General features: G+C 52.9%; 11 protein-coding genes. 5 read left to right on the forward strand and 6 right to left on the reverse strand.

The window, feature by feature from the left end; all coding sequences use genetic code 11:
• Positions 1 to 128 precede the first annotated feature (128 nt).
• The 3 genes from ruvA to rluD form a co-directional block, all read right to left on the reverse strand.
• Positions 129 to 731, reverse strand: coding sequence for a Holliday junction branch migration protein RuvA (ruvA, locus tag QSV34_RS07750; protein ID WP_289153458.1), 603 nt, complete (start codon positions 729 to 731; stop codon positions 129 to 131).
• A gap of 124 nt (positions 732 to 855) precedes the next feature.
• On the reverse strand, positions 856 to 1,602 hold the full coding sequence (gene pgeF, locus QSV34_RS07755; protein WP_289153460.1) for a peptidoglycan editing factor PgeF: 747 nt from the start codon (positions 1,600 to 1,602) through the stop codon (positions 856 to 858).
• Positions 1,589 to 2,563 carry a 23S rRNA pseudouridine(1911/1915/1917) synthase RluD gene (gene rluD / locus QSV34_RS07760; RefSeq protein WP_289153462.1) on the reverse strand — a complete coding sequence of 325 codons (975 nt, stop codon included), beginning with the start codon at positions 2,561 to 2,563 and terminating at the stop codon, positions 1,589 to 1,591. Before rluD ends, pgeF begins: the two co-directional genes overlap by 14 nt.
• A gap of 95 nt (positions 2,564 to 2,658) precedes the next feature.
• Between rluD and QSV34_RS07765 the strand changes: the two genes are divergently transcribed.
• The 5 genes from QSV34_RS07765 (at position 2,659) to QSV34_RS07785 (ending at position 8,411) form a co-directional block, all read left to right on the forward strand.
• Positions 2,659 to 3,636 carry an outer membrane protein assembly factor BamD gene (locus QSV34_RS07765; protein WP_289153464.1) on the forward strand — a complete coding sequence of 326 codons (978 nt, stop codon included), beginning with the start codon at positions 2,659 to 2,661 and terminating at the stop codon, positions 3,634 to 3,636.
• Between the two features lie 42 nt (positions 3,637 to 3,678).
• Positions 3,679 to 4,521: an NAD(+) synthase gene (gene nadE, locus QSV34_RS07770; RefSeq protein WP_289153466.1), complete on the forward strand. Its 843-nt coding sequence runs from the start codon at positions 3,679 to 3,681 to the stop codon at positions 4,519 to 4,521.
• A 153-nt stretch (positions 4,522 to 4,674) separates the two neighbouring features.
• The gene (locus tag QSV34_RS07775) at positions 4,675 to 6,309 is read left to right on the forward strand and encodes a sensor histidine kinase (RefSeq protein WP_289153468.1); all 1,635 of its coding nucleotides are present in this window, start codon (positions 4,675 to 4,677) and stop codon (positions 6,307 to 6,309) included.
• The gene (locus QSV34_RS07780; RefSeq protein ID WP_289153470.1) at positions 6,309 to 7,679 is read left to right on the forward strand and encodes a sigma-54-dependent transcriptional regulator; all 1,371 of its coding nucleotides are present in this window, start codon (positions 6,309 to 6,311) and stop codon (positions 7,677 to 7,679) included. Before QSV34_RS07775 ends, QSV34_RS07780 begins: the two co-directional genes overlap by 1 nt.
• Positions 7,680 to 7,814: 135 nt before the next feature.
• Entirely contained in the window at positions 7,815 to 8,411 is a 597-nt protein-coding gene (locus QSV34_RS07785; protein ID WP_289153472.1) for a GspH/FimT family pseudopilin, read from the forward strand.
• A gap of 19 nt (positions 8,412 to 8,430) precedes the next feature.
• On the opposite strand, the gene QSV34_RS07790 is transcribed toward QSV34_RS07785, so the two are convergent.
• From QSV34_RS07790 to QSV34_RS07800, 3 genes are read right to left on the reverse strand one after another with little or no spacing between them, the layout of a single operon-like run.
• Complete coding sequence (locus QSV34_RS07790) at positions 8,431 to 8,853, reverse strand: type IV pilin protein (protein ID WP_289153474.1); 423 nt, start codon at positions 8,851 to 8,853, stop codon at positions 8,431 to 8,433.
• 3 nt (positions 8,854 to 8,856) lie between these two features.
• Positions 8,857 to 9,186, reverse strand: coding sequence for a hypothetical protein (locus tag QSV34_RS07795; RefSeq protein WP_289153476.1), 330 nt, complete (start codon positions 9,184 to 9,186; stop codon positions 8,857 to 8,859).
• A 10-nt stretch (positions 9,187 to 9,196) separates the two neighbouring features.
• Positions 9,197 to 12,787 (reverse strand): pilus assembly protein, encoded by a 3,591-nt coding sequence (locus QSV34_RS07800; protein WP_289153478.1) that lies wholly within the window; start codon positions 12,785 to 12,787, stop codon positions 9,197 to 9,199.
• Positions 12,788 to 12,794: the final 7 nt, after the last annotated feature.

Here is a 12,794-nt window from a genome sequence, read left to right on the forward strand (position 1 = left end):
TGCATATCAAGCAGAGTCGTCATTGCGAGGCCGCAGGCCGTGGCAATCTCCATCAAGTCTCTGCCACACTGGACGAGATCGCCACGCTTCGCTCGCGATGACCGCCATATTCACAATGAATATGGCGGTCAATTTACCAGTTTCTGAAGTGCCAGACGGATAAGTGCCTCACAACTGGGGTTATCCACCTGTTTGGCAGCAGCGCTGATCATGCGCGCCGCTTCCTGGGGTTTGTAGCCGAGAGCTATCAACGCGCTCTCCGCTTCTTCGCTGACGGATGCGGTGGGCGCTGCCTGCTCGGTAGCTGGTGCGTTGGCGTCAATGCCCCACTCTTTAAGGCGGTCGCGCATTTCAATAATCAGGCGTTCTGCGGTTTTCTTGCCAACACCAGGCAGTCGCACCAGAGCAGCCACATCGTTGCTGTGCACGCAGCGGACAAATTCATCCGCATTCATGCCAGAGAGAATCGCCAGCGCCATTTTGGGGCCGACGCCATTCACTTTGACCAGAGTGCGAAACAGCTCCCGCTCCCGCTGGCCAGCAAAACCATAGAGCAGCTGGGCATCGTCGCGCACCACAAAATGTGTGTACAGAGTGACCGGCTCACCGGTATTGGGTAGCTCAAAAAAGGTCGTCAGGGAAACCTGGACTTCGTACCCCACTCCCTGCACGTCCAGTAACAAATCCGGTGCCTGCTTTTCCAGCAACACCCCTGAAAGGCGCCCAATCAACTGATAACCCTGCCGTTTTTGCTCATTGCCTTATTGGCGCCATAGTGTGAGGGATTCGGGCGGGAAATAAAATGGATATTTGATGAATATGCGTTGCGGGTTGCGAAACCCGTAACTCGAAACCCTATTCAATCCAAACCAACGACGCCATGCGCCCGGTTACCCCCTCGCGACGGTAGGAGTAGAACAGTTCCGGCTGGCTGGCGGTGCAGTAGTGGCCACAGTAAACGTCGTTCACTCCCAGCATGGCGAGTTCGGCACGGGCCAGTTGGTAGATGTCCGCCTGCAGGCGGTCGCCATCGCCGGCGGTAAAGCTGGCTTCGATTAGCTGCTGATGTTCTACACCCATGGCACTGGCTGCGAATTGCTGGCGCACTTCTGGCCCTACCTCAAATTGAGACTGCGAAATTGCCGGACCGAGATAAACCAGTAGATTGTCGGCAGCCACCCCCATATCGGCAACGCAAGCGCGAATAATGCCTGCCGCCAGGCCGCGCCAACCGGCGTGCACAGCGGCCACCACGGTACCAGCGCGGTCGCACAACAGCACTGGCAGGCAATCAGCGGTCAACACCACTGCGGCCAAACCGGGTATGCGACTAATGGCGCCATCCGCCTCAGCTTCCAGGGAGTCGGAGCCTGCCTCAACAATCGTCGTACCATGTACCTGGCGCAGCCAGCAGGGTGAGCGTTGCAACCCCAACTGCTGTTGCAACGCTTTGCGGTTGGAATTAACCACGGCGATATCATCACCACTGTTGAGGCCAAAGTTGGCACTTTGCCAAGGGCCACTGCTGTTGCCACCAATGCGTGCAGTTACCGCTGCGCGAACATTTTCCGGCAGGGGCCAGTCCGGTTTAATCAGCTTCATTGTTCGCCAATACCGTCAGTAGATGTTCAAAGTCTGCGGGCAGCGGCGCATCCCACTCCATAATGTCGCCAATGTGAGGATGTACCAGCGCCAGCGAGGCAGCGTGCAATGCCTGGCGTTTAAAGCCAGTGCGCAGCATGTCAACCAGCTCAGTGCTGGCGCCTTTGGGGAGTTTCATTCGGCCCGCGTAGGTGGCATCCCCGACCAGGGGGTGGCCAATATGGGCCATATGTACCCGTATCTGGTGAGTGCGGCCGGTTTCGAGCCCCAGGCGGATATGAGTGTGATCACAAAACTTGTGAATTAAGCGGTAGTGGGTAATGGCCTCTTTGCCACCATGGGCAACCACCGCCATCTTGATGCGCGAGCGAGGGTGGCGGCCGATGGCGGCCTCCACGGTACCACCGCCGGTCATGGTGCCCTGCACCACCGCTTCGTATTCCCGCTTGACGCTGCGGGCCTGTAGCTGGCGCACCAGATTGTGATGGGCCGCCAGGGTTTTCGCCACCACCATCAAGCCGGTGGTGTCTTTGTCCAGGCGATGAACAATTCCAGCCCTGGGCACGTTCTCCAGCGACGGGCAATGGTGCAGCAAACCGTTGAGCAATGTGCCGGAGTAATTACCCGCCGCCGGATGCACCACCAGGTTGGTAGGCTTGTTGATCACTAACAGGTGGTCATCTTCATAGGCAATATTCAACGCCATTGGCTCTGGCTGCCATTCCCCGGCGGGCTCTACAGTGGCCTGTAAAGTCAGCTGCTCACCACCTACCAGGCGGTCTTTGGGCTTGCGCGCTTCCCCATTTACTTGCAGTGCGCCATTGTCGATCCACTGCTTGATGCGCGAGCGCGAGTAGTCTGCAAACAGTTCTGCCGCCACCTGGTCCAGGCGCTTGCCGCTGTGGGCGATATCGGCGGTGGCAGCCAGATCGATCGTTTCGCTGTAATCCTGTGAGTCCAATAGCAGCTCCAACTCTTTTCGTGATGCGGTTTCAGTCTCTTTTGTCGTTGTTCCGGCTATGGTTAAATAGCGGTTTTTCTCAAGGACACGCCAAAATGCGTATATTACCTGCTGTCAGCCTCGGCCTCATTATCTGTTTGGCGGGATGTTCCTCCAATGACGAGAAAGGCAGCGAAACCGCCGGCTTTACCGAGCGCCAGTTTTACGAGGTTATTGAACGCAATGTACGCTCTCACAACTGGGAGCAAGCCATCAGAAACCTGCAGGCGCTGGAAGCCCAGTTCCCCTTTGGGGTGTACGCGGAGCAGGCGCAACTGGAGCTGATTCACGCCTATTACCGCAGCCGCGATTACCAAGCGGCCATTGCCGCTGCTGACCGTTTTATCGACCTGCAACCCCAGCACCCGCAAATTGATTACGCCTATTACATCAAGGGGTTAGCCTCTTACAGCGAGAGCCGCAGCGTGCTTGGAGGTTACCTGCCCGTGGACGGCACCAAGCGCGATCCCGGCGCCGCCCGGGAATCGTTCGCCGCTTTTAACCAGTTGTTGAAGCGCTACCCCAACAGCCAGTACGCCGCCGACGCTCGCAAGCGCATGATCCACCTGCGCAACCACCTGGCCCGCTACGAAATTCACGTGGCCAACTACTACTTTCGCCGCGGCGCTTACCTGGCGGCAGTAAACCGCGGTCGCCATGTGGTGGAAAACTATCCGAAAACTCCGGCGGTGCCCGACGCACTGGCAGTGATGGCCCAAGGCTATTATCTGTTGGGGCAACAGGATCTTGCCGACAGCACCGTTCAGGTACTGGCCAGCAACTACCCAAAGCACACAGCATTTAACAGCGATGGGCAATTCGATTTCAGCCGTGATGTCAGTGGTGAATCCCGTTCCTGGGTAAACAAACTCACCTTTGGCTTGGTAGACAATCCGGAGCCCCCCGGCTACGACAGCCGCGAACTCTACAATCCGGTTTTCAAGCCAGAGAACCGCAAAAAGCGCAAAGAAGGTGAAGATAAAGAAGAGCGTTCCTGGCTCAACCGCCTGACCTTTGGGCTGTTTGGCAAATAACTCCGCGCACCTTTGGCCAACACACCCTACGGTAAACAGCCGATGAATCGAGAAGCCCTTACTGCTGAAATAGTCGCCGAAATGCGGGTATTGCCAGAGATTGACCCGCACTACGAAATTGAGCGCCGGGTTGGCTTTATCAAACAGCAGTTGACCCAAGCTGGGTCGCACACTTTGGTTCTTGGCATCAGTGGCGGTGTGGACTCATCCACCTGTGGCCGACTGGCACAATTGGCGGTAGATGAGCTGAACACAGAGCATGGGGGCGGCTACCGGTTTATCGCCCTGCGCCTACCCTACGGGGTTCAAGCAGATGAGCACGATGCTCAGGCGGCACTGGCGTTTATCCAGCCCAGCGAATCCCTGCCGGTGAATATTCGCCTCGGTGCCGACGGCATCAACGAAGAAACTCTGGGCATGATGAAGGAGCACGGCCTGCTGACCGCCAGCGATGCCCATATCGATTTTGTCAAAGGTAACGTCAAGGCCCGCGCCCGCATGGTGGTGCAGTATCAAGTAGCCGGTTTGTTGGGTGGGCTGGTGCTGGGCACCGATCACTCAGCGGAAAACATCACCGGTTTCTACACCAAGTACGGCGATGGCGCCTGTGACCTGGTGCCCCTGTTCGGCCTTAGCAAACGGCAGGTGCGCTTGTTGGCAGAAACACTGGGCGCCCCTGAGCAACTGATTCACAAAGCACCCACTGCCGACCTGGAATGCCTTACCCCGTCCAAAGCCGATGAAGAAGCTCTGGGTTTAAAGTACGACGAAATCGACGACTTTCTTGAAGGCAAACCGGTGTCTGATGTCGTTAGCGAAAAGCTGATTGCCATCTACCTGCGTACCCAGCACAAGCGCCAGCCCATACCCACCATCTACGACTGAAGCTCCTTTATGGCAAAATGCCATCCACTGAATCGCACAAAAAAATTCGTCATCCCCGCGAAGGCGGGGATCCATATTGGCAAGAGCTCGAAACACTGGATTCCCGCCTGCGCGGGAATGACTAAACTCTCTTAACTAGATAGCGCTCAGTTTATGGCAGGCCCCAACCACAACGAGCAACACAACAACAGCAACCTGCTGCGGGTTTACAGTTACTATCGCTTTCTGCTGGCCACACTGCTCTGCGCCATGTACGTCACCGGCCTGGGGGACGAAATTCTCGGCGCCAGCCAGCCACAGCTGTTCCTTTACGGCTCCGCCAGTTACGCTCTGCTCAACTTTGCCACCCTGCTGCTGTTTGGGCGCCAGGGCTTTAACCCCAGAACCGTCCAGATTTTTGCCGCCTTGCTGCTGGATATCTTCGCCATCACACTGTTGATGAACGCCAGTGGCGGCATTCAAAGCGGCTTGGCTTTTTTGCTGGTGGTGTGCGTGGCGGCGGGCAGTTTGTTTGTGTCCGGCCAACTGGCGCTGCTGCTGGCTGCCTCTGCCAGTGTTTGTGTAATCGTTTCCAGTGCCAGCGGTTTGCTCAACCAGGCATCTTCAAGCAACACCGTATTCCAGGCGGGCCTGCTGGGCATATTACTGTTCGTGACTGCGCTGATTTTCCAACTGCTGACCCGGCGACTGCACACCGCCCAGCAGGAAGCGCGACAAAAAACCCGCAGCGCCTCGCAGCTGCAACAGCTGAACGAGCACATTGTGCGCCGCATGCGCACCGGCATTGTGGTGATTGATAAAGACGACACCATTCGCCTGATTAACGATGCAGCCCTGCAACTGCTGGGTGGCCACCCGGTGTCCGGCACCCTGGCAGCAGGACACTCCATCCAGCTGGCACCTACTCTGCACAATCAGCTAAAACACTGGCGCGATGCCCCCTGGTTGCGCACCATGCCATTCAAAGAGCGCAACGCCAGCCGCGAGGTGCAGGCCAACTTCACCACTCTGGAAGAAGGCGAGGACGGCAAAGTACAGACGCTGATTTTTCTGGAAGACACCCGCACCCTGGCGCAGCACGCTCAACAGATCAAACAAGCCTCTCTGGGGCGGCTGACCGGCAGTATTGCCCACGAAATCCGCAATCCCTTGGGTGCCATCAGCCATGCCTCCCAATTGCTGGAAGAAGATCCGAAGCTGGGCGCCCAAAGCCGCATGATTCAAATCATCAAAAAACAGTCAGATCGGGTGAACCAGATTATCGAAAACGTGATGCAGCTGTCCCGCCAGCAAACGCCCAACCTGAAAAAACTGGAACTCAACAGCTGGCTAAAAGGCTTTATCCGGGATTACTGCGAAGGCCGCAAACAGGACATTACTATCCACTTGGACGATGCCCCCCGCTGCCGAGTGCTGTTCGACCCATCGCACCTGACCCAGATACTCAGCAACTTGCTGGACAACGGCATCCGCTACAGCCACCAGCAAACGGGGGAATACTGGGCCGAACTGCGACCCAGCATCGATGCGGTGAGCGGCCACCCCTACCTGGACGTATTCGACCGCGGCCCCGGCGTTCGCGGCTCGGAACAAAACAGCATCTTTGAGCCCTTCTTCACCACCTCTCACGAAGGCTCCGGCCTGGGCTTATACGTGTGCCGGGAATTGTGCGAACTCAACTTTGCTACACTCAACTATCTTCCGACCGGTAAAGCCAATGGCGACAGCAGCGGTTGCTTTCACATCGGTTTTGCCCATCCCAATAGTCTGCTGCCAGGAGAGCAATAATGAGCCCGAGCTACGCCAAGGGTCGCGCACTGATTGTCGATGACGAACCGGATATTCGCGAATTGCTCAGTTACACCCTGCAGCAACTGGATCTGGAGGTGGCGGAAGCCGGTGATTTAGCAGACGCCATGCGCCTGTTGAACACCGAGAGTTTCACTTTCTGCCTGACCGATATGCGACTGCCAGATGGCGATGGCCTGTCGCTGGTTGAACACATACAAAAACACTGCCCGCAGCTGCCGGTGGCAGTCATTACAGCGCACGGCAATATGGAAATCGCCGTAGATGCCCTGAAAAAAGGCGCCTTTGATTTTGTCTCCAAGCCGGTAGAGCTGGCACGCCTGCGAGCCATTGTGCGCTCTGCTCTGGAATTGAGCGAAGCCACCCCCAGCAGTCAGCAAAACATTCCCGGCCTATTGGGCCACTCTGCGGCCATGGATAAACTGCGCAACCAGATTGGTCGCGTCAGCCGCACCCAGGCACCGGTATTTATCAGCGGGGAATCCGGCAGCGGTAAGGAGCTGGCGGCACGCTCCATTCACTACCTCAGCCCTCGTGCCAGCGAGCCTTTTATCCCAGTGAACTGTGGAGCCATTCCATCGGAACTGATGGAAAGTGAATTTTTTGGCCACAAAAAAGGCAGCTTTACCGGCGCCCACAAAGACAAGAACGGCCTGTTTCAGGCCGCTGAGGGCGGTACCCTATTTCTGGATGAAGTGGCCGACCTACCCCTGTCCATGCAGGTAAAACTGCTGCGTGCTATTCAGGAGAAAGCGGTGCGCCCGGTGGGCGAGGAGCGGGAAATCGCCACCGATGTACGCATACTCAGCGCCACTCACAAAGACCTGGAAGCGGAAGTGGAAGAAGGCCGTTTTCGCCAGGATTTGTACTACCGTATCAACGTCATCGAGTTACCGGTACCCAGCCTGAGCCGCCGCCGGGATGACATTCCGGAACTGGCAGCAGCTATTCTTCAACGGTTGGCAAAAGAGTCTGGTCTTGAGGCCATACTCACCAGCGGCGCGCTGGATGCCCTCAAGCAATACCACTTCCCCGGCAATGTGCGCGAAATGGAGAACATTCTTGAGCGCGCCATGACCCTGTGTGACAACGATCAGATCACCGCCGACGACCTGCAACTAAAACCCGGCAACAACACCGACGGCACCGTCGCCGGGGAATGCATCGACCAGCACTTTGTGGATCAACTGGATTCCGTGGATGACTACCTAGAAAACATTGAACGACAAATACTGGAAGTGGCCATCCAAAAACATAACGGCAACCGCACAGCCGCCGCCAGGGATTTGGGCCTGACCCTGCGGCAGATACGTTACAAGATTCAAAAGTTGGGGATGGAGGTCGAGTAAACAGGTTACAGGGCGGGCTGCGCCCTACAGGAAACAGGAAACAGGAAACAGGAAACAGGAAACAGGAAACAGGAAGAAATATCGTCTATATTTAAAAAGCAACTAAGGGACTAACGATGCATTCAAGGAGGAATCATGCTCGCTTTTACACCTGCCAACCACCGCAAAACCTCTCACCGCAACAACAGCGGCTTTACCTTGATTGAATTGATGATCAGTCTGGCCATCATGGCGATTCTACTGGCAGCCGCCGTGCCCGCCATGATGGATTTTCTGGAACGCAACCAATCTCGAGCAATTATCAGCGAAGTGCGCAACCTGGTGGCACTGGCGCGAGAAAATGCCGTACATCATGGCTGCCACACCATTATGTGCCCCAGTGATGATCGTGTGCAGTGCTCACGCAATATGGATGCGCCGGTGATGGTGTTTTCTGACTGCAATAGAAACCGCGAAATTGATGGTGACGATGAGCTGTATCGAGTAATGCAGCCGCTGCCGGAGAATAGTCAGTTGCACTGGTCGTTTTCAGCCGGCCGACGCTATATTCAAATGACTCCACAGGGACATACCAACAGTACCTTTGGCAGCCTGATTTACTGCCCTGCCAGCGGCAAAGAAGAACACGCTCGGCTGTTGATTATTTCCAGGAGCGGGCGGGCGAGGTATGGCAAGGATACTAACGGAGATGGAATTCCCAACCGGGCAAGTGGAGAGAATGTGGGCTGCTAGTTTGGAAGAACTGGGATGATTAGTCCCAGCAGTCATCGGCATTGCCCGCCGAGCTACCACGCATGTTGGTGTGGTCAAGCTCAAGGTTGCCACATTCTGTGTCAGTAAAAGTAGGGGTAGCTCGCAAAGTAAACGTAGTGTCAGTTCTCACAGGAAAAGTAATTGTGTAATAACCTTCCGGGCTATTGCCATTGGCATAACCCAAAGCCGCCATATTTGCTGCATAACTTACATTCTGCGTAAAAAAGCGTTCCTGAGCCGCGGCTATTTCCAACAAAAATCCTTTCCCATCAGCCCGCTTGGTGCGACGCACCTGATCTTGATAGGCAGGTAATGCTATCGCGGTCAGGATAGCAACAATGGCAACTGCGATAATAATTTCTATCAAGGTAAAGCCACTTGGGCGCGGTAAGTTATGTATCGTACTCATTTGAAATGCCACCTGTTATTCTTCTCTACGCTGATCTTCCAGGTCATCATCGGACGGGGGAAGTTCAGATAGCAGTCTAATCTCCACAATAATAGGCTGCCGGCCAACGCGATCCCCCAATACACCCCGAACAAGGCTACCCTCTTTGATGGCAAAAATAGTCGTGGGCTCGCCATTTACATCAAACACTTTGACACCCAGTGCCAACTTAGCAAAACCATCGTCGACGACAATACTACGGTCTTGATAACGAATTCCATCTACACTACCTATCATATCGGCCTGCTCGGCATGTAAAGCCACCGACATAGATAAGGCAGATAATATAATCCATAACTTTTTCATACGATCACCTTTATCGCGTCAAGCTGGTCCAGGAAGTTCTCCCAGCCGGTGTACCATCAAAGGTCACCGAATCCCGGCTGATACCTCGGCTGGTATTCACGTAACGATCCGCATCCTGCCCGCCTACCTTATTACTGACAAATACTGGCGCTGTGGGAATACCATCCGTCTGAATACCTGCATAAACCCCATTATTATTGACAACATCAAAAACCTGGAAGGGGGGCAATCCTCCATTGAGTACCGACACACTCATTTGGAAGCCATCACCACCAAAATCACATGGTTCATTGTCCGGGATTAACGTATTGAAGAATACGATTGGCCCCAATACAACAGGGTCTACAACCTGACGTTCTCTGCTCGCAATAAAATCAATACCCCAACCCATCTCGGAATTAACAATATAATCAACAGGCTCACTGGTCACTGAGCGCACTACATCACCTGATGGCAGTGGTGGCAAAGTAGTCAGTGTCTGGAACTGCAAATCTGATCGGGTTAAATTCGGAACACCGGCATCCCAAACACCATAAAAGCTCTGCGTACCTGTGGTGGCAGGATCACCAGGAGTGATGTACTGACCAGTACCAAAAGTCACCAGCAAGTTAGGAGCTGTTGTGTTATTGAAACGAGTCGGGTGAGCAACTACTGAAGGCTTTGAAGTAATCGGTTGTGGTACACCACCTACAGATGCCGTAAATAAGGGATCATCTGCACCATAATCGCTTCCCCAGCTGGCACTGTTGCTGCTTGATAAGTCAAATGCCCACATATTACCGAACAGATCGCCTGCATATACGCGGTCGGCTGTACCATTGCCATCCATATCCAATACTTCTGGGGTGGACATACCATTGCAATTACTGCCTGGGTCGGCACAATCAGAATTTACGATAGTTGCACCATCATCAACATCTAGCGTGAGATGGGTACCACCTGGACCCGCACCATCAAGATAAACGATAAACAGTTTAGCTTGACCATCACCGGTATTGTTATATCCGTTGCCGAAAATAGCCGCCCATTCGCCATTATTCAGTTTGGCGATGGTTATTTCACTATAGGTAAAGCCAAGATCAGGGTTATCGGCACTGGTAAATTCACGCACGACAGTTGTTGCTGGGTTGTCTAAAGCACCTGGATTGGTAATATCCAGAATGTAAATACCCCTGCCCCCTGCTCTGGCTCCTCCCACCAGATAAGTGCGCCACCGCCCACCGACAAATACGTCACGTGCAGTGGGCGTTAAATCCACATAACTGCGGTGTGTGTAAGCATCGTCGGCTAGAAAGTGCAGTCCTTCCTGGGTCTCTGTAGAGGATAAAAACTGGGGAATATAAGCAAGCAATTCATCACCAGTATTCGCATTAAAGCCATGCAACATACCGTCATTGGCACCTACATAAACCATTTCTGTGCGCGGGCTTGCCACATCATTGGCAATAAAGCTGGAATAAGGTACAGAAGCGATACTATCCGGGTAACGTTCATTGGGAGAACCAACAAATACAGGTGCAGAGTGAACAATATCACCCAACGGCCCATCGGCTCTATCCCTGAAAGCGCCACCATTGCGTGTTTCGCCAGTAGCGTCACCTCTAAGGAAATTGACTATTTGTGCACCAAAAACATTGGTCGCATCCGTATCCCCCGGATTTGGATTGCCAACTAGCAGATCATCCACCTGCACAGAGGATAAAGTGTCATTAGACAAAGTTGGATATGATGATGGCCACTCAAAATTAATACCTTGAGTACCGTTATAAGTGATGACATTTCGGCCACTGGCAATAGCGACACTTTCTGGTATTGTCCCAGTCAAGTCATCCGCCGCATTCCATACCGGAGTTTCGGTATTTACACCGCCAGTAGTTACATCCAGTGCTACCAAACTACCAAACCAAGTAGATGGATCAAAACGAGCGCGGAATAGCAGTGCACCGCTCTCCAAGCTGGTTGAGTTAAAAGAAACTGATGCAGCAGACGATGTACGACTCTGAATATCATTAAAAGTCTCGTTAAATGAGTCGATTAATGTTTGTGGATCACCAGCACTTAAAAACTGACCGCGGCCATTCCAAGCCGCATGGCGCATATCATCAATTGTTGAGGGGTCATTCGCTACTGGTTCAGGCCAAGGTCCTCCATCTGCAGCCGTAAACGCGCTAGCTCGGTCTGGGGGATTATTTGATACATCACCGTTTACACCGAACGCAACTGTATAGGTCACCAAGTGCTGGGCTTCATTATTATCATCGCCCAGCGGATTGACATCATCATCTAAAGTGCTAGACAAATCATTTTCAAAAAACTCCATTGCTACATCGGCAAGTGTATTCGAATAATCGTCAGCATGAGAGCCACCGTCAAAATCTGTATCACCAGATCCAGGCCCATCAGTGTTACCTACACTCGGCGCTCCTCCATTCCAAAATCCATCGGATAGCAGAACAGTAAAGTTTTTCTGGCAACTTCCACCATTACTAGAAGACAAAATTGGAGAATCCACAATAGTTCCTGCTGCCCCAGGATCGTTAAAATCTGACAACACACCGGCCGCACTACCAAATAATGCGGTAACACCCGAGTCTTCATTTTCTTCAAAATAATTGCCCGCCCTCTCTAAGGTTTGCCTGAGTGGCGTACCAAATCGAGAATCAATGCGAAATAAGTTTTCCATCAGTGCATTTTTATTACCAGCTGCATTTGGATTGGAAACAGGCGTGGAAATATTATCTACATCCTTTATTTCTGTACCCACCCCAATACCAAAAAATTCATCACGCGATTGCCGACCATTTTCATTCAAGTCAACCCATGTTTGATCGATGGCGTTATTATGAAGAGTAGCTAAACCTAAGCGCCCTGTCGCCTGATCCATGACCTCAGACAATGCACGCTTCGCGACATATTCGCGTTTACGGTAGTAGGTGTACCAGTTGGCGTAATTTTGCTGGCTATTAGGGGATGCAGCAGTACCTACAAGTGGTAAGTCATTAACACTTTGACAGCCTGCTGAAGCAGCAGGGTTTGACTCACACTCTGCTTCAGAAATAATACTCCCTCCATTCACATTGTATGCACTGAAGTCAGCTGGACACTCTCCAGAGTCATACTCGCCAACATTTCCCGTATCGTTCCAAGCAAAATAAATATGGCTACTGATATTATCAATATCGCTATCGTCAAACGGATTGTTCAGTGCGGTTGTCAAAGTTTTATTCGTATAAGGGTTTCCAGAATCATCAACACCTACCCAAGGTGTATAAGTTTCGGTGGGATCGTAGGCCATTACATTATAGCCAACGCACAATTCTCGAATTTCTGAATTATTACGAGGCCTGTGTTCAAGAAAACGTGCACCACTATTTGAATTAGGATCCTGCCCAGGAAATAATTCGAAAGCACCTTCTGACAAAAGTATTTCCCAGTTCATACTCCCCGAATCATCCACCAAAAATAAAATATTTGGTTGCACCCTGTTTTCAATAAATAAGGGGTCTTGGGAAAGCGTTCCCGGCGCCGCCGCCAACATCAATGGCTGGGTGGCCAAAGCCACTGCCAGCACGGATGAAATTACTTTTCTCTGTGTATTCATAACCATC

The sequence above is a fragment of the Porticoccus sp. W117 genome (genome assembly GCF_030341905.1).
Classification (GTDB): Bacteria; Pseudomonadota; Gammaproteobacteria; order Pseudomonadales; family Porticoccaceae; genus SCSIO-12696.